This window comes from Streptomyces sp. NPDC033131 (assembly GCF_055578365.1).
In genome coordinates this window covers 40,329-59,720 of sequence record NZ_JBVIPA010000029.1, presented here as the reverse complement: position 1 = coordinate 59,720, position 19,392 = coordinate 40,329, and the positions used below count along the sequence as shown (strand labels likewise).

Below are 19,392 nucleotides of genomic sequence, written 5' to 3'. Positions count from 1 at the left end.
GACGGTCAAGGGGGCGGTTTGGCAAGGGACGCCCAAATCGACGCCAACACTCGACAGGCTTGCTGCGTTCATGCTGGTGGAGGCGTCCACTGGATCGAGGGACTCATCCGTCCCTCGATCCAGCGGACAACAGGAGCTGGCATGAGTGAGATCGCAGGGCAGACCGGACTCCGCGCCGGCGCCACGGCCGTCGTCCACGAGTCGTATTCCTTCGCCTGCATGCGCTGCGGGCACGGGTGGGAGCAGTCGTACGAGATAGAGCACCACGTGGACGCCGACGACCACGAGTTCGTGCTCTATGTGGCGAACGGCCAGGTCGTGCCCTCCCCGCTCTCCCGGCCCACATGCGGCAACTGCGACAACCACGTCGTACGGATCATGCGGCCGGGCCGGGTCGCGTCGGCCCGCGACGCGGCGTACCGGCAGCACCGCACGCCGCCCGCCGGTCCGGCGGAGGCACCGGCGGCCGACGCCGAGGGGCAGCAGCACCACTGGCACCTCTCCGACCTCCTGCACCCGTTCCAGCGCAAGGCGAGCTGACCCGCTCCGGCACCGGCGACGGCATGCCCCTTTCGTAGGATCGGGGCATGCCTTCGAACGCCGACAAGAACGCCGCCCCGCCGCTCCCGGAACCGCTGCGGGTACCGGTCGCCGACTCCCACACCCACCTCGACATGCAGTCGGGGACCGTGGAGGAGGGGCTGGCCAAAGCCGCGGCGGTGGGCGTGACCACGGTCGTGCAGGTCGGCTGCGACGTGGCCGGCTCGCGGTGGGCCGCCGAGACGGCCGAACGCCACGACGCCGTCCACGCGACCGTCGCCCTGCACCCGAACGAGGCCCCGCGCATCGTCCACGGCGACCCCGACGGCTGGTCCCGGCAGGGCGCGCGCACGCCCGGCGGCGACGCGGGCCTCGACCAGGCCCTCGCCGAGATCGACCGGCTGGCGGCGCTGCCCCAGGTCAAGGGCGTCGGCGAGACGGGCCTCGACTACTTCCGCACCGGCCCCGAGGGCAAGGAGGCGCAGGAGAGGTCCTTCCGCGCCCACATCGAGATCGCCAAGCGGCACGGCAAGGCCCTGGTCATCCACGACCGGGACGCCCACGCCGACGTCCTGCGCGTGCTGAAGGAGGAGGGCGCCCCCGAGCGGACCGTCTTCCACTGCTACTCCGGCGACGCCGAGATGGCGGAGATCTGCGCCCGCGCCGGATACTTCATGTCCTTCGCCGGCAACGTCACCTTCAAGAACGCCCAGAACCTGCGGGACGCCGTGGCCACGGCGCCGGCGGAACTGCTCCTGGTGGAGACCGACGCGCCCTTCCTCACTCCGGTGCCGTACCGCGGACGGCCCAACGCTCCGTATCTCATTCCGGTCACGGTGCGGGCGATGGCCGTCGTGCGCGGCGCCGACGAGGACGCGCTGGCGTCGGCACTCGCCGCCAACACGGCACGCGCGTTCGACTACTGACCACGACCCTTCCGTCGTCCGACCACCCGACAGCAACTCTGGGTAGCCGCGTCGCTTTGGAGAGTGACGATCGCTCCGCTAGGTTCTGGGGGCCCGATCCGGACCCCTCTGGACCCCTCCGGCCCCTGGAGCGTGTCGGCGTGAGCAACTCGCAGCACCAGACGTACGAGACGTACGGCCCGAGCGAGCCGTACACCGACGTGCACAGCGCCCCGACGCTGGCCTACGGCGTGTACGTGGCGCCGCCCCCCTACGACGACACGTACACGCCCGCTGACGAGGCGCCCGCGCCCGTCGTGCGCGCCGAGGGGAGCGGGCGGGCCGCGCGGCGGCGCAGGGCCCGGAACACGGAGCGCTCGGACGGCACCATGCGCCGGCTGCTCCCCCAGGCACTGGTCGTGGCGTTCCTCGCGGGCGGCACCACCGCCTTCGTCGCCGAGGACAAGGCGATCGAGCTGAGCGTCGACGGCCGGCCCCGCACCCTGCACACCTTCGCGGACGACGTCTCCGAACTGCTCGCCGAGGAGGGCGTGCGGGTCGGCCCGCACGACGTGGTCGCGCCCGCCCCCGGCGAGGAGCTGGCCAGCGGCGACGAGGTCGCGGTGCGCTACGGCCGCCCCGTACGGCTCACGATCGACGGACACCGGCACGAGGTGTGGACCACGGCACGCACGGTGGAAGGGGCGCTTCAGCAGTTGGGGGTGCGTGCGCAGGGCGCCCATCTGTCGGTCTCACGCTCCCTGCCCATCGGGCGCCGAGGGCTCGCACTGGACGTGCGGACCGAACGCGCCGTGACGGTCATGGCGGACGGGCGGGCCCGCACGATCCGTACCAACGCGGCGACCGTCCGGGAAGCCGTCGAGCAGGCCGGGATCACCCTGCGCGGGCAGGACACCACGTCCGTCGCGCCGGACAGCTTCCCGCGCGACGGGCAGACCGTCACCGTGCTGCGGATCACCGGCATCAAGGAGGTCCGCGACGAGGCGATCCCCTTCGAGGCGGAGCGGAACCAGGACCCCTCCCTGTTCCGGGGCACCGAGATCGTCGAACGGGCCGGGCAGCCGGGGCTGCGGCGGATCACGTACCTGGTGCGGACCGTCAACGGAGTACGGCAGAAGCCGCGGCGGACCAGGACCGAGGTCGTGCGGGAGCCGCGCGCGCAGGTGGTCAGAGTCGGCACGAAGCCGCTGCCGATGTCCGTGCAGGGCGCCGACGACCTGGACTGGCAGGGCCTCGCGACCTGCGAGTCCGGGGGGCGGCCGGGCGCGGTCGATCCTTCGGGGACGTACGGCGGGCTGTACCAGTTCGACACCCGGACCTGGCAGAGCCTCGGCGGCAAGGGGCGCCCGCAGGACGCCTCGGCGGCGGAACAGACCTTCCGGGCGAAGAAGCTGTACGTGCGGCGGGGGGCGAGCCCCTGGCCGCACTGCGGGACCCGCTTGCAGGGGTGAGCGTCGGGCGTCCCACGACCGAGCTGCGCCCACCCGTGCCGCTGGGGCGATGGGGGAGGGTGGGCGCGGCGGCACCCCGCAACGCCGGGCCGCGCGAGCCACCCCGGTCCAGCCCCGACGCCGAGCTGGGTGCCGCCCCGGCGGCACGACTGCCCGCGGCTGGGTCCGTACGTCCGCGGCTGGGCCCGCCCGTACCCTTGTCCCGTGAACAGCCCCACCTCCGACGCCCTCCTGGGCCCCGCCGACGTCCGCGAACTCGCGGCAGCGCTCGGTGTGCGTCCCACCAAGCAGCGCGGTCAGAACTTCGTGATCGATGCGAACACGGTCCGCCGCATCGTCCGCACCGCCGGGGTCCGCCCCGACGACACGGTGGTCGAGGTGGGACCGGGACTCGGCTCGCTCACGCTCGCCCTGCTGGAGGCCGCCGACCGGGTCGTCGCCGTCGAGATCGACGACGTCCTCGCCGGCGCGCTGCCCGCCACGGTCGCGGCGCGGATGCCGGACCGGGCCGACCGGTTCGCGCTGGTGAACTCCGACGCCATGCAGGTACGGGAGCTGCCGGGTCCCGCCCCGACCGCGCTGGTCGCGAACCTGCCGTACAACGTGGCCGTGCCGGTCCTGCTGCACATGCTCGACACCTTCCCGAGCATCGAGCGCACCCTCGTCATGGTCCAGGCCGAGGTCGCCGACCGGCTCGCCGCTCCGCCCGGTTCGCGGGTCTACGGCGTCCCGTCGGTCAAGGCGAACTGGTACGCCGAGGTCAAGCGGGCCGGCTCCATCGGCCGCAAGGTCTTCTGGCCCGCCCCGAACGTCGACAGCGGGCTGGTCTCGCTGGTGCGGCGGGCCGAGCCGCTCAAGACCACCGCCTCCCGGCACGAGGTCTTCGCCGTCGTCGACGCCGCGTTCGCGCAGCGGAGGAAGACCCTGCGGGCCGCGCTCGCCGGCTGGGCGGGGTCCGCGGCCGCCGCCGAGGCCGCCCTGGTCGCCGCCGGAGTCTCGCCGCAGGCACGCGGGGAGGCCCTGACGGTGGAGGAGTTCGCCCGGATCGCCGAGAACAGGGCGGACGCCGAGAACAGGGCGGACGCCGGAGACAAGACGGACGCCGCCGACAACGCGGGCAACGCCGACACCGAGGAGCAGGCCGAGCAGTGAGCGTCACCGTGCGGGTCCCCGCCAAGGTCAACGTCCAGCTCGCGGTCGGCGCCGCACGTCCCGACGGCTACCACGACCTGGCCAACGTCTTCCTCGCGGTCGGCCTCTACGACGAGGTGACGGTGACCCCGGCCGACGAACTGCGCGTGACCTGCGCGGGACCGGATGCGGGCCAGGTCCCCCTGGACCGCACGAACCTGGCGGCTCGCGCGGCCGTCGCCCTCGCCGAGCGCCACGGCCTCGATCCCGCCGTGCACCTCCACATCGCCAAGGACATCCCGGTGGCGGGAGGCATGGCGGGCGGCAGCGCGGACGGCGCCGGAGCCCTCGTCGCGTGCGACGCGCTGTGGGGCACGAACGCCTCCCGCGACGAACTCCTCGACATCTGCGCCGAGCTGGGCAGCGACGTGCCGTTCAGCCTGGTCGGCGGGGCGGCCCTCGGCACCGGGCGCGGAGAGGAACTGCGGCTCCTGGAGGTGGGCGGGACCTTCCACTGGGTGTTCGCGATGGCGGAGCGCGGACTGTCCACGCCGGCCGTCTTCCGCGAGTTCGACCGGCTGACGGAAGGGCGGGACGTCCCCGAGCCGGTCGCCTCCCAGCCGCTGCTCGACGCCCTCGCCAAGGGCGACCCCCACGCGCTCGCCGCCGCCGTCTCCAACGACCTCCAGCCCGCGGCCCTCTCCCTCTTCCCGGAACTCGCCGACACCCTCGCGGCCGGGCGGGCCGCCGGCGCCCTGGCCACCCTCGTCTCGGGCTCGGGCCCGACCACGGCGTTCCTCACCCAGGACGCCGAGTCGGCGACGAAGGTGGCTCAGGCCCTGCGCACGTCCGGCACGTGCAGGAGCGTACGGACGACTTCCGGACCGGCCCCGGGGGCGACGATCAGTCGCTGACCCCGGTGGGGTGCGCGTCCCTGGGGGCTCCGCCCCAGACCCCCGGCCCATGCCCACCCACCACCCGGCTCGGTCGGACACAACGTGACCCTCGCCCAGGTGGCGCACCTCTCGACCCACCGAGTCGGTGGTGGGTGGGCGAAGGCCGCGGGGCCTGGGGGCGGAGCCCCCAGGAGACGGGACGGGAAGGGGCGGCGGGGGCGAGAACCGGCGAGAACCCGCCCGGGGATGACCACCCGCCCCGCCGACTACTCTGGAAGGTCGATCGTCCCCCTTGTCAGGAGAGTAATGGCCGTCAATCTGGTCAATGTCGAGAACGTCACCAAGGTGTACGGCACCCGTGCCCTGCTGGACGGCGTCTCGCTCGGCGTCTCCGAGGGCGACCGCATCGGGGTGGTCGGGCGCAACGGCGACGGCAAGACGACGCTGATCCGGATGCTCGCCAAGCTGGAGGACGCCGACACCGGCCGGGTCACGCACTCGGGCGGACTGCGGACCGGGGTGCTGACCCAGCACGACTCCCTGGACCCGACGGCCACCGTCCGCCACGAGGTCATCCGGGACATGGCCGACCACGAGTGGGCCGGGAACGCGAAGATCAGGGACGTCCTCACGGGGCTGTTCGGCGGGCTCGACATGCCGGGGTTCCCGCAGGGGCTCGACACCGTCATCGCCCCGCTCTCCGGCGGTGAGCGGCGCCGCATCGCGCTCGCCAAGCTGCTCATCGAGGAGCAGGACCTGATCGTCCTGGACGAGCCCACCAACCACCTCGACGTGGAGGGCATCGCCTGGCTCGCCCGCCACCTGCGCGAGCGCCGCTCCGCGCTCGTCTGCGTGACCCACGACCGGTGGTTCCTGGACCAGGTCTGCACCCGGATGTGGGACGTGCAGAAGGGCGACGTCTACGAGTACGAGGGCGGCTACTCCGACTACGTCTTCGCGCGCGCCGAGCGTGAGCGCATCGCCGCCACGGAGGAGACCAAGCGGCAGAACCTGGTCCGCAAGGAACTGGCGTGGCTGCGGCGCGGCGCCCCGGCGCGTACGTCCAAGCCGCGCTTCCGCGTGGAGGCGGCCAACGAGCTCATCGCGGACGTGCCGCCGCCCCGCGACAGCAGCGAGCTGATGAAGTTCGCCTCGACGCGGCTCGGCAAGACCGTCTTCGACCTGGAGGACGTGACCGTCCAGGCCGGTCCCAAGGTGCTGCTCAAGCACGTGACCTGGCAGCTCGGCCCGGGCGACCGGATCGGTCTGGTCGGGGTGAACGGCGCCGGGAAGACCTCCCTGCTGCGGGCCATGGCCGAGGCCGCCCTGACGCAGGGCGAGACCCAGCCGGCCGGCGGTCGGATCGCCGTGGGCAGGACCGTCAAGCTCGCCTACCTCTCCCAGGAGGTCGCCGAACTCGACCCGACCTGGCGGGTGGTGCAGGCCGTGCAGCAGGTGCGCGAGCGCGTCGACCTCGGCAAGGGGCGCGAGATGACCGCCGGGCAGCTGTGCGAGACGTTCGGCTTCAACAAGGAGAAGCAGTGGACGCCCGTCGGCGACCTGTCCGGCGGCGAGCGGCGCCGGCTGCAACTGCTGCGTCTGCTCATGGACGAGCCCAACGTCCTCTTCCTCGACGAGCCCACCAACGACCTCGACATCGAGACGCTGACCCAGCTGGAGGACGTACTCGACGGCTGGCCCGGCTCCATGGTCGTCATCTCCCACGACCGGTTCTTCATCGAGCGCACCACCGACCGCGTCTTCGCCCTCCTCGGCGACGCCACCCTGCGGATGCTGCCGCGCGGCATCGACGAGTACCTGGAGCGGCGCCGGCGCATGGAGGAGGTGGCGGCCGCCTCGGTCCCCGCACCGGCCGCCGCCAAGGCCGTACCGGAGAAGAGCGCCGCCGACCAGCGCGTCGCGAAGAAGGAACTCCAGAAGATCGAGCGGCAGTTGGACAAGGTCTCGCAGAAGGAGGCCAGGCTGCACACGCAGATCGCGGACAACGCCACGGACTTCGAGAAGGTGGCCAAACTCGACGCCGAGCTGCGGGACTTGGCCGCCGAGCGGGACGACCTGGAGCTGCGATGGCTGGAACTCGCCGAGGACGCGTGAAGGGCGCGTGAAGGCGCATAACGAGGGCGTCACGGGCCGGTCCTCCCTTGGGAACAGGGGCAGAACCGGCCCGGTGCGTTGTCGGCCCCGAGTGATAGAAAGAGCCGTCTGAGAACTTTCTGAGTACGACTCTGGGTCCATCACGAACCTCAGGGCGTGGCTAAAAATCAGTGACTGAACGGGGGGACGCGCTGATGACTCAGCCGCCCAACCAGCCGCCGCAGGGTGGCTTCGGAGCGCCGCAGGACCAACCACCACAGCAGCAGGGGGGCGGCTTCGGAGCGCCGCCACCGCCACCGCCGCCGCAGGCTCCACCGCAGCCCGGTTACGGCTATCCGCAGCAGCCCGCGCAACCGTCCGGCCCGTACGACCAGTCCGGTCCGTACGGCGGGCAACAGCCGGGCCCCTATGGTCAGCCGGGACCGTACGGCCAGCCGCAGCAGCCGGGACCGTACGGCCAGCCGCAGCCGGGGCCGTACGCGCAGCCGCAGGGGTACGGCTATCCGCCGCAGCCGCAGTTCCCGGGCGCGCCCGGCAATCCGCCGCCCGGTTCCGGCAACCGGTTCAAGGGCAAGACGGCCGTCATCATCGGCGCCGCCGTGGCGGTGCTGCTCGTCGTCGGCGGGACCGTGTTCGCGGTCACCGGCGGCGGTGACGACGGCAAGGAGCCGATCGCCCGGAAGAGCGACGACCCCAAGCCCACCGCCTCCGACTCCCCGGTCAACCCCGGTGACGGCAGCGGTGCCGGCGGTGCGGACCCGGAGAACCTCAACGAGGGCCGGCAGGCCGGCGAGGCCAAGGTGCTCTGGTACAAGGAGGCGCCCGACGCCCCCGGTGACGGCGCCGAGGCCCCCGGCATGTGGATCACCGACAAGACCGCGGTGAAGGCGGCGTACAAGCAGCTCGTCGCGTACAACGTCGGTGATGGCGCCCCCACCTGGGACACGGTCACCTTCCCGCAGAAGATCTGCGCGGTCACCCCGCAGCAGACGTCCGACGACAAGATCGTCGTCGCGTACATGGACGGCGTCAGTGACCGCGCCGAGTGCAACCAGCTCCAGGAGATCGACCTCAACACCGGTGCGAAGGGCTGGACCGGCGAGGTCGCGGACGGCGCGCTGTTCGACAGCACCGCCTCGATCGAGCTCTCCATCACCGGCAAGACCCTGATGGTGGGCCGCTCGCAGTCCGGCACGGCCTACGACGTGACGACCGGCAAGAAGCTCTTCGACAAGAAGCGGTACGGCGACGCCTGTTTCCCGAAGGCGTTCGCGGGCGGCGCCCGGCTGGTCGTCGCCGCGTCCTGCGACGCCGGCCAGGCGACGGAGCACGACGAGGTGCAGGAACTGGATCCCACGACCGGCAAGGTCAGGTGGACCCAGAAGTTCGGCAAGGGCTGGTCCGTCGAGCACACGTACTCCCTCGACCCGCTGGTCATCTACAGCACCAACGACGACAAGGACGCGTGGAACATCTCCGCGGTCACCGCCGCCGGCAAGTTCCGCTCGCAGGTCGCCTTCGACGAGGACTTCGCCCCCGAGTGCGGCTGGGGATTCCTCGGCGGTGACCTCCAGGCCTGCGAGGGTGTGGCCGCCGACGCCGACACGCTCTACCTGCCCACCGAGGCGACCACCGGGGCGAACGAGGTCGTCGCGATCAACCTCGCCGACGGCAAGGAGAAGTGGCGCGTCAAGTCCCCCGCGGACGAGTCGATGCTGCCGCTGAAGGTCGAGGGCGGCAAGCTCATCGCGTATGTGCAGCCGTCGTACGACGCGGGCGGCCGGATCGTGTCGATCCCGACGACCGGCGCCAAGCACACCCCGTCGACGCTGCTGCAGATGCCGACGGGCACCGCGGACATCGAGAGCAGCTTCTACTCGAAGGCCATCGACTGGGTCGACGGACGCTTCTACATCTCGACCACCCGGCTGGCCGGGGACACCGACGAGAAGGAGAAGTTGATGCTCGCCTACGGCAAGTGACTCCTCCCCCTCGGTTCCCCGCCCTCCCGCCGTCCCCGCCGACTCCCGCTCCCGAGGTACTCACGTCATGACCCAACCGCCCCCTCCGCCGCCCAACCAGCCCCCGCAGCAGGACGGTTTCGGCCCGCCGCAGGACCAGCCGCCGCAGCCGGCACAGCCCGCCCAGCCAGGGCAGCCTCAGCAGCCGCCGGGCCAGCCGCAGCCGGGTTACGGCTACCCCCAGCCGCCCCAGCCGCCGCAGACCCCTGAGGGCTACGGCTATCCGCAGGCGACGGCAGCCCAGACCCCGCAGGCCCCGCCGCCGCCCCCCGGCTACGGCTACCCCGGCCAGCAGCCCAACCCGTACGGCCAGCAGCCCAACCCGTACGGGCAGCAGCCCGGTTACGGCTATCCGCAGCAGACCATGCCGCTGCAGCCGCAGCCGGGCCGGCCGGCCGGCGGCGGGCGGAAGTTCAACGCGCAGCTGGCCATCATCGTCGCGGCCGTCGTGGCGATCGCGCTGATCGTCGGCGGCGGTGTCTGGTACGCGTCGACCTCCGGTGACGAGGGCGGCAAGAAGGACGACGCCGCGAGCTCCGGCGGCGGCACCGGCGGCACCGACGACAAGGACGGCGGGAGCACCGGCGGCGGCGACACCGACGGCTCCGGCGGCACCACCGGCACCTCGACCACCCCGGTGGAGAAGGTGCCCGGCAACCCCGCCTCCAAGGTCCTCTTCCAGGTGCCGGCGCCCGAGGTCGGCAAGGACAGCACCATCTCCACGGCCGGTTCCTGGCTCACCGACAAGGTGTACGCCAAGAGCGGCGTCGCCGAGGTCGTCGGCTACGACCCCGACAAGGGCACCAAGCTGTGGACGATCAAGCTCCCCGGCCCGGTGTGCCAGGGCAGCAACCACGTCACCACCGACGGCAGGACGGCGGTCATCTACCAGCCGGAGATGCCGACCAAGGCCGAGCCCTCGCACGGCTGCAGCCAGGTCGCGGGACTCGACCTCGCCGCCGGCAAGAAGCTGTGGACGAAGACCGCCAACTCCGGTGACGAGCCGATCAGCTTCAGCAACGTCACCGTCAGCGCGAACACCGTCGCCGTGGGCAGCTCCAGCGGCGGCGCCGCCTTCGACCTCGGCTCCGGCAAGCAGCTGTGGGCCCCGAAGCCGACCGACACCTGCTACGACGCCGGGTACGGCGGCGGCGCGAAGCTGGTCGCGGTGCGCAGGTGCGGTTCGTACGACGCGCCCGAGCTGCACATCCAGACCCTCGACCCGAAGTCCGGGAAGGTGATCTCCGAGTACAAGATGGCGCAGGGCATCGCCTACGCCAGTGTCGTGTCCACCGACCCGCTGGTGGTGGCCGCCGACATCGGCGAGGCCGCCAAGGACGGCAGCGGCATCTCGGACTTCTTCTCCATCGACAACAAGACCGGCAAGCTGCGCACCCGCATCTCGGCGCCCAGCGACCAGTACGCGGCCAGCTGTGACGGCATCACCAAGATCGAGGAGTGCCACCAGATCGCGGTCGGCAACGACCGGCTCTACCTGCCGACCGAGGAGGACGACGGCGCCGAGAAGTACTCGCGGGCCAACGCGATCGTCGCGATCGACCTCGCCACCGGCAAGCCGACCGGCCAGCGCGCCGACTCGGGCGACGACTACACGATCTCCCCGCTGCGCATGGACGGCACCAACCTGATCGCGTACAAGCGCCCGCCGTACGACAAGGGCGGTCAGATCGTCAGCATCGACGGCGGCTCGTTCAAGGAGACCAAGCTGCTGGAGAACCCGGCCACGGAGTCGGTGCGGGACGTGGAGACCAGCATGTCGCCGGACTACTCGGAGTACCACTACTCGCAGGGCCGCCTGTTCATGTCCGCGATCTTCGCCAGTCAACTGTCGGGATCCGACAAGGAGTATCTGGTGATCGCGTTCGGCGCGAGCTGACCTGCCCGAACCGGCTTCGCGCACGGCCCCGCCCCTGCTCAGGGGTGGGGCCGTGCGCGTACCGCTCATCACCCTCGAATGCATGGAAAACCAGAATTTCCGTCGATCCGGGGCACTTCTCTCCCGGTAGGGGAAGCGCAACGTCGAACAAGCGTGTAGCTTCCGGGGGCATGAAGGGCGGGGGAGCCGGGAGGGGGCTTCTGTCCGTGCGGACCAGTGGGCATCCATAGTGGGGCATCCACAATGCGGATCCATTGGGGGGACTGGGGGGTTGCTCGATGGGAGTGCGGCTCATGGTGGTCGACGACCACCGTTTGCTCGCCGAGGCGCTGGCCTCGGCGCTGAAACTGAGGGGGCACCGGGTGCTCGCCGCGGCGGCGCCCGCCGCCGGCGCGGCGGAACTGGTGATCAGCCGGGCGCCGGAGGTGTGCCTGCTGGGCACGGCGACACCGGCGGAGCCGGGGATGTTCGACCCGGTGGTCCGCATCAAGCGGGAGCGTCCGCAGGTGGCGGTGCTGGTGCTGGGCCCGGTGCCCAGCCCGCGCGGGATCGCGGCGGCGTTCGCGGCGGGGGCCTCCGGCTACGTACGGCATGACGAGCGGATCGAGGGGGTCGAGCGCGCGATCATGAAGGCCCGGGCGGGGGAGGCGGCGGTGGCGCCGCAGCTCCTCCAGGGTGCGTTCAGTGAACTGCTCAACCCGGTGGCCCAGCCGGACGACGAGGGGCAGCGTCTGCTGCAGATGCTGACCCCCAGGGAGGTCGAGGTTCTGGTCCGGGTCGCCGACGGCGAGGACACCCGCCTGATCGCGGCCGGCATGGGCATCGCCCCGTCCACGGCCCGCACGCACGTCCAGCGGGTCCTGATGAAGCTGGGCGTGGGATCGAGGCTGGAGGCGGCCGCGTTGGCGGCGCGCACGGGCCTGCTGGACAGGGCGGGACCGGTGTCCCACTCGTCGCCGGGGGCGGGGGCGGGGGCGGCGGAGTTCTAGACGCCGGGCGCCTTTGAGCGCCTTTCGGCGGGGCGGGGCGTGGGGGGGGGGGGGGGGGGGGGGGGGGGGGGGGGGGGGGGGGGGGGGGGGGGAGGGGGGGGGGGACCCCCCCCCCCCCCCCCCCCCCCCCCCCCCCACCCCCATGTTGACGTTTTTTGTTTGATTGTGATGTTGACTGACCTGGGGACTCGTGTTTCGATGTGTTTGGTTCTGTTTGATGATTGAGTGGCTCGAATAGGGAGTCCGCAGTGAAGAAGACCTCGACCCGACTGGCCGACGGTCGCGAGTTGATCTACTACGACCTGCGCGACGACACCGTGCGGGACGCGGTCGACCGCCGGCCGCTGGATCCGACCGTCACCACGTCCGAGGTCCGCCGTGACGCGCTGCTCGGCGACGAGGTCGCCATCGCCTCGCACCGCCAGGGCCGCATCTACCACCCGCCGGCCGACGAGTGCCCCCTGTGCCCGTCCCAGGGCGACCGGCTGAGCGAGATCCCGGACTCCTCGTACGACGCGGTGGTCTTCGAGAACCGGTTCCCCTCGCTGGCCGGCGACTCGGGCCGCTGCGAGGTGGTCTGCTTCACCTCCGACCACAACGCGTCCTTCGCCGACCTCACCGAGGAGCAGGCCCGCCTGGTCCTGGACGCGTGGACCGACCGCACGTCGGAGCTGTCGCATCTGCCCTCGGTGGAGCAGGTGTTCTGCTTCGAGAACCGTGGCGCGGAGATCGGTGTGACACTGGGCCACCCGCACGGGCAGATATACGCCTACCCCTTCACCACGCCGCGCACCGCGCTCATGCTGCGCTCGGTGGCCGCTCACAAGGAAGCCACCGGCGGCGAGAACCTCTTCGACGCGATTCTGGAGCGCGAACTCGCCGACGCGCGGGTCGTCCTGGAGACCGGGCACTGGCTCGCCTTCGTGCCGTACGCGGCGCACTGGCCGTATGAAGTGCACCTGTACCCGAAGCGCCGGGTGCCGGATCTGCTCGGCCTCGACGAGGAGGCGCGCACAGAGTTCCCCCAGGTGTATCTGGAACTCTTGAGGCGCTTCGACCGGATCTTCGGGGAGGGTGAGCCTCCGACGCCGTACATCGCCGCCTGGCACCAGGCGCCGTTCGGCGCGCTGGAGAACTTCGAGGGCGTCAGCCGTGACGACTTCGCGCTGCACCTCGAGCTTTTCACCATCCGCCGCACGTCCGGCAAGCTGAAGTTCCTCGCGGGGTCCGAGTCCGGCATGAACGTGTTCATCAACGACATCCGGCCGGAGGCCGCGGCCGAGCGACTGCGAGAGGTAGCGAGTTCATGAGCGGTAAGTACCTGGTCACGGGCGGTGCGGGGTACGTCGGCAGCGTGGTCTGTCAGCACCTGCTGGAGGCGGGTCACGAGGTCGTCGTCCTCGACAACCTCTCCACCGGCTTCCGCGAGGGTGTCCCGGCCGGGGCCGCCTTCGTCGAGGGCGACATCCGCGACGCCGCCAAGTGGCTCGACTCCTCCTTCGACGCCGTCCTGCACTTCGCCGCCTCCTCCCAGGTCGGCGAGTCGGTCGTGAAGCCCGAGAAGTACTGGGAGAACAACGTCGGCGGCACCATGGCCCTGCTCGGCGCCATGCGCGAGGCGGGCGTGCACAAGCTCGTGTTCTCCTCCACGGCCGCCACGTACGGCGAGCCGACCGAGGTCCCGATCGTCGAGACGACGCCGACCCAGCCCACCAACCCCTACGGCGCCACGAAACTCGCGGTCGACCACATGATCACGAGTGAGGCGGCGGCCCACGGGCTCGGTGCCGTGTCGCTGCGCTACTTCAACGTGGCGGGCGCGTACGGCGCGTACGGCGAGCGGCACGACCCCGAGTCGCACCTCATCCCGCTCGTCCTCCAGGTCGCGCAGGGCAGGCGCGAGGCGATCTCCGTCTACGGCGACGACTACCCGACGCCGGACGGCACCTGCGTGCGCGACTACATCCACGTGGCGGACCTGGCCGAGGCCCACCTGCTCGCGGTCGAGGCCGCCACCCCCGGCGAACACCTGATCTGCAACCTCGGCAACGGCAACGGCTTCTCCGTCCGCGAGGTCGTCGAGACGGTCCGGCAGGTCACCGGCCACCCGATTCCCGAGATCGTGGCCCCCCGCCGCGGCGGCGACCCGGCGGTCCTGGTGGCGTCGGCCGCCACCGCCCGCGAGAAGCTGGGCTGGAACCCGTCCCGCGCGGACCTCGCGGGGATCGTCGCGGACGCGTGGGAGTTCGCACAGCGGCGCGGAAACTAGCGGCAACGCGGCAACCAGCCGCACCAGTACGTACGGAAAGGTCAGGGGTCAGGGCATGAGCGAGGCTGTCGCAGGGACTGTCGCCGAGCGGTTCGAGGAGCTTTACGGGACCGGGCCCGAGGGGGTGTGGGCGGCGCCGGGCCGGGTCAACCTCATCGGCGAACACACCGACTACAACGACGGCTTCGTCATGCCGTTCGCCCTGCCGCACGTCACCGTCGCCGCGGTGTCCCGGCGCGAGGACGGCGTCCTGCGCCTGCACTCGGCGGACGTCGACGGCGGCGTCGTCGAACTGCGCCTCGACGACCTGTCCCCGGAGTCCGACCGCGGCTGGACGGCGTACCCGGCGGGCGTGGTCTGGGCCCTGCGCGAGGCCGGCCACACGATCACCGGCGCGGACGTCCACCTGACGTCGACGGTGCCGTCCGGTGCGGGCCTGTCCTCGTCGGCGGCGCTGGAGGTCGTGGTGGCGCTCGCCCTGAACGACCTGTACGACCTCGGCCTCAAGGGCTGGCAGCTGGCCCGCCTGTGCCAGCGCGCCGAGAACGTCTACGTGGGCGCTCCCACCGGGATCATGGACCAGACCGCGTCCGCCTGCTGCGAGGCCGGCCACGCCCTGTTCCTCGACACCCGCGACCTCTCCCAGAAGCAGATCCCCTTCGACCTGGCCGCCGAGGGCATGCGCCTGCTGGTCGTCGACACCCAGGTCAAGCACGCCCACAGCGACGGCGAGTACGGCAAGCGCCGCGCCGGCTGCGAGAAGGGCGCCGGCCTGCTGGGCGTGAACGCCCTCAGGGACGTGCCGTACGACGAACTGGACGCGGCCCTTGCCCGCCTCGGCGACGAGGAGGAGGTCCGCCGCCTGGTCCGCCACGTCGTCACCGAGGACGAGCGCGTCGAGCGGGTGGTGTCCCTGCTGGAGTCGGGCGACACCCGCGCGATCGGCCCGGTGCTGGTGGAGGGCCACGCCTCGCTCCGGGACGACTTCCGCATCTCCTGCCCGGAGCTGGACCTGGTGGTGGACACGGCGCTGGGCGCGGGCGCGCTGGGCGCCCGGATGACCGGCGGCGGCTTCGGCGGCTCGGCGATCGTCCTCGCGGAGGCCGCCGACGTCGACACCATCACCAAGGCCGTCCAGGAGGCCTTCGCCGCGGCGGACTTCACCGCCCCGCGGGTGTTCGAGGCGGTGCCGGCGGCGGGGGCGCGCCGGCTCAGCTGAGCCGCTTCGTCAGCGTGTACTCCGTGATCCCCGGCGGATAGCCGGGGATCACGCACACCACCTCGTACCCCTGCTTCTGGTAGAACCGCGGCGCCTGGAAGTCCCAGGTCTCCAGGCGTACGGCGGCACAGCCCCGTTCGCGACGGGCCATCCGCTCCGCCTGCGCGAGCAACGTGGAGCCAAGGCCCGCGCCGCGGTGGCGGTCGTCGACCCACAGGGACGTCACGTGGAGCCAGGTCGCCCACGTGTGGCCGACGAGGCCGCCGGCCAGCCGGTCGGCGTCGTCCAGGATCCAGACGTGCAGCGGGGATTCGCGTTCGTCGGGGGTGCCGCGCAGGGCGCGCAGCACCGGGGAGGCCGCCGTGTTCGCCTCCCGCAGCCGGAACCGGAGAAGATCGCGCCGTTGTCTGTCGACTCCTGTCTCCATACGAAACATGCGGCTCACCATAAACGCGTCGGACAGCCAGTTCTGCAAATTGCCTTCCGCTCCCGCCCCCCGGCCGTACTCTGATGAACAGCACCGGTGGGGGCCGGTGTGCTCAGGGGGCGAGACAGTCGGGTACGACGCCCGAAGTGGGGGTAGCGGTTCTGCACGGCGGCGGCCGTGCGGTGACGGGTGCCCCTGGGCGTCGTATCCGCGCACATGTCGTCGTTCTCCGGACCTTGGGGTATCCCCTGCTCTTCAGGAGCCTGGGGAAGGGGGTTTCGTGGTTCGCATCCGAGTTCTGGTCGTCGATGACCATCGCATTTTCGCCGAGTCACTCGCCGCCGCGCTGGCGGCCGAGCCCGACGTGGACGTGTCCGCGGCGGGCAGCGGTCCCGCCGCGGTACGCAGTCTGGAGCGCGCGGCCGCCGAGGGGCGCCGCTACGACGTGCTGCTGGTCGACGCCGATCTGGGCGGCAACGTGCCCGGCGTCCGGTCCGCGACGCCGGTTCAGGAGGTGGGCGAGGACGGCCTCGTCGACGGGATATCCCTGGTCGTCGGGGTGCGTTCGTCGCAGCCCGCCGTCCGGATCGTCGTGCTCGCCGAGAAGGACGACCCGCGGCGGGCCGCGCTCGCCCTGCAGGCCGGTGCCTCCGGGTGGGTCGCCAAGGACTGCTCGCTGTCCCGGCTGCTGACGGTCATCCGAGGGGTCCTGCGCGAGGAGACGCACCTGCCGCCCGCCCTGCTCACCGGCGTCCTGCGGGAGCTGACGGCCGCGCGCAAGCACCGCACCGAGAGCGAACAGCTGGTGGAGTCCCTCACGCCGAGGGAGCGCGAAGTGCTGCGCTGCATGGTCGCGGGCCTGGGCCGCAAGGCCGTCGCCGAGCGCCTGTTCCTCTCCCCGCACACCGTCCGCACGCACATGCAGAACGTGCTCGGCAAGCTCGGGGTGCACTCCACGCTGGCAGCCGTCGCGCTGGCGCGCCGGGCGGGGGTGGGTCCGGTGGATCTGGGACCTGCCGGGCGGATCATGCCGGAGGAAAGCAGCAGCGCCTGATCAACGCCGGTGTGCGGGCCACCCCCCGCGCCTTTGGCGGGATCCGCCCGGCAGGCCCTCAGCCGGGGATGTTGTCGAACGGGGCGGTCAGCTGGCGTAGCAGACCGGCCAGTTCGCTTCGCTGGGCGCGGGACAGCTCCGCGAGGATCGCCCGCTCCTGGTCCAGGAGTCCGGCCAGGGCCTGGTCCGCTCGGTCACGGCCCTCGGCCGTGAGGCGGACCAGCACTCCGCGCCGGTCGCTGGGGTCGGGCAGCCGCTCGACCAGGCCCTTCTTGGTCAGGCGGTCGATGCGGTTCGTCATCGTGCCCGAGGTGACCAGCGTCTGGGTCAGCAGTTGCCCCGGCGAGAGCTGGTACGGCGTTCCCGCGCGCCTCAGCGCCGTCAGCACGTCGAACTCCCACGGCTCCAGGCTGTGCTCGGCGAAGGCCAGCCGGCGGGCCCGGTCCAGGTGCCGGGCCAGTCTGCTCACCCGGCTCAGTACCTCGAGCGGTTCCACGTCGAGGTCCGGGCGCTCCCGGCGCCATGCTGATACCAGCCGATCGACCTCGTCCTCCATGACGATCAGTGTAGTGGTTGTGTCGATGTGAAGTCTCTTGACGTCAACATTCTTGACGACGAGCTAAATGGGGGTCAGGCTGGGAACCCGTCAGAACGCCACGACGAGGAGGCCCCCATGTCCGCCGCCGCCCCCACCTGGGACCCCGCCCAGTACCTGCGTCACGCCGGCCACCGCGCCCGCCCCTTCGTCGACCTCCTCGCCCGCGTCCCCGACCTCCCCGGTGACCCGCCCCGCATCGCCGACCTCGGCTGCGGTCCCGGCAACGTCACGACCCTGCTCGCCGACCGCTGGCCCGCCGCCCACATCACCGGGTACGACAACTCGCCGCAGATGCTCGACAAGGCGCACGTGGACCACGCCGGGCCCACCCCGGGCGGCGGCCGCCTCGACTTCGCCCACGCCGACGTACGGAACTGGGCGCCTGCCGAGCCGTACGACCTGATCGTCAGCAACGCCACCCTCCAGTGGGTGCCGGGGCACGTGGAACGGTTCCCGGAGTGGGTGGCGGGCCTGAAGGCGGGCGGCACGTTCGCCTTCCAGGTCCCCGGCAACTTCGACGCCCCCAGCCACCGGCTGATGCGCGAACTCGCCCACTCCGCCCGCTGGAAGGACCGCCTCGCCGACACCCTGCGCCACGACGACGCCGTCCTCGCACCCGAGGCCTACCTGAGAAAGCTGACCGGCCTCGGCTGCACGGCCGACGTCTGGGAGACGACGTACGTCCATCTCATGGAGGGCGAGGACCCGGTCCTCGACTGGGTGAAGGGCACCGGCCTGCGCCCCGTCCTGGCAGCGCTCGACGACGACCCGGCGGCACGGGAGGGGTTCGTCGCCGACTACCGGGCGGCCCTGCGCGAGGCCTATCCGTCCGGCGTGCACGGCACGCCCTTCCCCTTCCGCCGCATCTTCGCGGTCGCCCGCAAGGAGGCGTGATGATCACCGCCGTGGACCACGTACAGCTCGCCGCCCCGCCCGGCTCCGAGGAGCGGCTGCGGGCGTACTACGTCGATGTCCTCGGGATGACGGAGCTCCCCGAGCCGCCGGTGCTCGCGGCGCGCGGAGGGTGCTGGTTCCAGGCGGGGGGCGTGCGGCTGCACCTGGGCGTCGAGAACGACTTCCGGGCCGCGAAGAAGGCCCATCCGGGACTGCGGGTGACGGACATCGCGGCGTTTGCGGCCCGGCTGGAGACGCGGGGCGCGACGGTCATCTGGGACGACGACCTGCCTGGTCACCGGCGCTTCTACACCGAGGATCCCGTCGGCAACCGGCTGGAGTTCCTGGAGCCGGTCACAGTTCCTTGAGGGCGTCCAGCGTGATCTCGAGGTCGAGGTCGTAGGGGACGCCGAGCTTGAGCCGGTCGTGGTGGATGCCGGTCAGCGCGTAGGTCTTCGACAGCGGGTCGAGCTCGTAGACGCGCACCACGGGGTGCCGGCTCTCTCCGGCCGTCTCGACCAGCCAGAAGTGGGGGATGCCGGCGGCGGCGTACTTGCGGGGTTTGGTGTCCCGGTCGCGGGCCTCGGAGTCGGGGGAGACGACCTCGACGGCGAGCAGCACGTCGGCGGCCTCGAACCGGGTCTGCTCCAGGCCGGTGACGGCCTCGGCGCGGACGACGGAAACGTCGGGCTCGGGGCCGTTGCGCCGGTCCAGGGCAACGGTCACCTCGCGAAGGACCTTCACCTGCTCCGGAGCCGCGCCCCGCAGCCCGGTCACCAGGAGGTCGATCATGCGGCTGTGGAAAATCCGCTGCGGAGTCACGAAGACAAGGCTCCCGTCGATCAGCTCGGTGTGCGGCGGGAGGTCAGGCAGCGTGAACAGGTCGTCCACGGTGTACCCGTCCTGCGGCGGCACCGGCCAGCGGCAGCCGTGCTCGGCGGTCGGCTCGGCGGTCATGGTTCCTC

Annotated in this window: 18 protein-coding genes; 15 read left to right on the top strand and 3 right to left on the bottom strand. The window is 71.8% G+C overall.

Annotation, left to right across the window (positions count from 1 at the left end; genetic code table 11):
- Positions 1–141: 141 nt before the first annotated feature.
- The 12 genes from ACZ5XS_RS30785 (at position 142) to galK (ending at position 15,454) form a co-directional block, all read left to right on the top strand.
- Complete coding sequence (locus ACZ5XS_RS30785) at positions 142–540, top strand: hypothetical protein (protein ID WP_468656798.1); 399 nt, start codon at positions 142–144, stop codon at positions 538–540.
- A gap of 47 nt (positions 541–587) precedes the next feature.
- Entirely contained in the window at positions 588–1,466 is an 879-nt protein-coding gene (locus tag ACZ5XS_RS30780; protein ID WP_468656796.1) for a TatD family hydrolase, read from the top strand.
- 140 nt (positions 1,467–1,606) lie between these two features.
- Positions 1,607–2,917, top strand: a complete 1,311-nt coding sequence (locus tag ACZ5XS_RS30775; RefSeq protein ID WP_468656794.1) for a ubiquitin-like domain-containing protein — start codon at positions 1,607–1,609, stop codon at positions 2,915–2,917.
- 204 nt (positions 2,918–3,121) lie between these two features.
- Positions 3,122–4,069, top strand: coding sequence for a 16S rRNA (adenine(1518)-N(6)/adenine(1519)-N(6))-dimethyltransferase RsmA (gene rsmA / locus ACZ5XS_RS30770; protein WP_468656792.1), 948 nt, complete (start codon positions 3,122–3,124; stop codon positions 4,067–4,069).
- Positions 4,066–4,962 (top strand): 4-(cytidine 5'-diphospho)-2-C-methyl-D-erythritol kinase, encoded by an 897-nt coding sequence (locus ACZ5XS_RS30765; RefSeq protein ID WP_468656790.1) that lies wholly within the window; start codon positions 4,066–4,068, stop codon positions 4,960–4,962. Before rsmA ends, ACZ5XS_RS30765 begins: the two co-directional genes overlap by 4 nt.
- A gap of 288 nt (positions 4,963–5,250) precedes the next feature.
- Entirely contained in the window at positions 5,251–7,059 is a 1,809-nt protein-coding gene (locus tag ACZ5XS_RS30760) for an ABC-F family ATP-binding cassette domain-containing protein (protein WP_468656788.1), read from the top strand.
- A gap of 194 nt (positions 7,060–7,253) precedes the next feature.
- Positions 7,254–9,041, top strand: a complete 1,788-nt coding sequence (locus tag ACZ5XS_RS30755) for an outer membrane protein assembly factor BamB family protein (RefSeq protein ID WP_468656786.1) — start codon at positions 7,254–7,256, stop codon at positions 9,039–9,041.
- A gap of 67 nt (positions 9,042–9,108) precedes the next feature.
- Positions 9,109–10,977, top strand: coding sequence for an outer membrane protein assembly factor BamB family protein (locus tag ACZ5XS_RS30750; protein ID WP_468656784.1), 1,869 nt, complete (start codon positions 9,109–9,111; stop codon positions 10,975–10,977).
- Between the two features lie 278 nt (positions 10,978–11,255).
- Positions 11,256–11,966, top strand: a complete 711-nt coding sequence (locus tag ACZ5XS_RS30745; protein WP_468656782.1) for a helix-turn-helix transcriptional regulator — start codon at positions 11,256–11,258, stop codon at positions 11,964–11,966.
- A gap of 248 nt (positions 11,967–12,214) precedes the next feature.
- Positions 12,215–13,276, top strand: a complete 1,062-nt coding sequence (gene galT / locus ACZ5XS_RS30740) for a galactose-1-phosphate uridylyltransferase (RefSeq protein ID WP_468656780.1) — start codon at positions 12,215–12,217, stop codon at positions 13,274–13,276.
- Positions 13,273–14,235 (top strand): UDP-glucose 4-epimerase GalE, encoded by a 963-nt coding sequence (gene galE / locus ACZ5XS_RS30735; RefSeq protein ID WP_468656778.1) that lies wholly within the window; start codon positions 13,273–13,275, stop codon positions 14,233–14,235. Before galT ends, galE begins: the two co-directional genes overlap by 4 nt.
- 55 nt (positions 14,236–14,290) lie before the next feature.
- Positions 14,291–15,454 (top strand): galactokinase, encoded by a 1,164-nt coding sequence (gene galK / locus ACZ5XS_RS30730; RefSeq protein WP_468656776.1) that lies wholly within the window; start codon positions 14,291–14,293, stop codon positions 15,452–15,454.
- On the opposite strand, the gene ACZ5XS_RS30725 is transcribed toward galK, so the two are convergent.
- Positions 15,447–15,902, bottom strand: a complete 456-nt coding sequence (locus ACZ5XS_RS30725; RefSeq protein ID WP_468656774.1) for a GNAT family N-acetyltransferase — start codon at positions 15,900–15,902, stop codon at positions 15,447–15,449. The genes galK and ACZ5XS_RS30725 overlap by 8 nt on opposite strands.
- Before the next feature lie 259 nt (positions 15,903–16,161).
- Here ACZ5XS_RS30725 and ACZ5XS_RS30720 point away from each other — a divergent pair, with 259 nt between their 5' ends.
- On the top strand, positions 16,162–16,935 hold the full coding sequence (locus tag ACZ5XS_RS30720) for a LuxR C-terminal-related transcriptional regulator (RefSeq protein WP_217242435.1): 774 nt from the start codon (positions 16,162–16,164) through the stop codon (positions 16,933–16,935).
- A 58-nt stretch (positions 16,936–16,993) separates the two neighbouring features.
- Here ACZ5XS_RS30720 and ACZ5XS_RS30715 read toward each other — a convergent pair whose 3' ends face one another.
- Positions 16,994–17,491: a MarR family winged helix-turn-helix transcriptional regulator gene (locus tag ACZ5XS_RS30715; RefSeq protein WP_217242434.1), complete on the bottom strand. Its 498-nt coding sequence runs from the start codon at positions 17,489–17,491 to the stop codon at positions 16,994–16,996.
- 117 nt (positions 17,492–17,608) lie between these two features.
- On the opposite strand from ACZ5XS_RS30715, the gene ACZ5XS_RS30710 reads away from it, so the two are divergent.
- Both ACZ5XS_RS30710 and ACZ5XS_RS30705 read left to right on the top strand, forming a co-directional pair.
- A complete protein-coding gene (locus ACZ5XS_RS30710) occupies positions 17,609–18,427 on the top strand; it encodes a trans-aconitate 2-methyltransferase (protein WP_468656772.1) in 819 nt (272 codons plus the stop codon).
- Positions 18,427–18,795: a VOC family protein gene (locus tag ACZ5XS_RS30705; protein ID WP_468656770.1), complete on the top strand. Its 369-nt coding sequence runs from the start codon at positions 18,427–18,429 to the stop codon at positions 18,793–18,795. Before ACZ5XS_RS30710 ends, ACZ5XS_RS30705 begins: the two co-directional genes overlap by 1 nt.
- On the opposite strand, the gene ACZ5XS_RS30700 is transcribed toward ACZ5XS_RS30705, so the two are convergent.
- Entirely contained in the window at positions 18,782–19,384 is a 603-nt protein-coding gene (locus ACZ5XS_RS30700; protein ID WP_468656768.1) for a Uma2 family endonuclease, read from the bottom strand. The genes ACZ5XS_RS30705 and ACZ5XS_RS30700 overlap by 14 nt on opposite strands.
- Between the last annotated feature and the right edge of the window lie 8 nt (positions 19,385–19,392).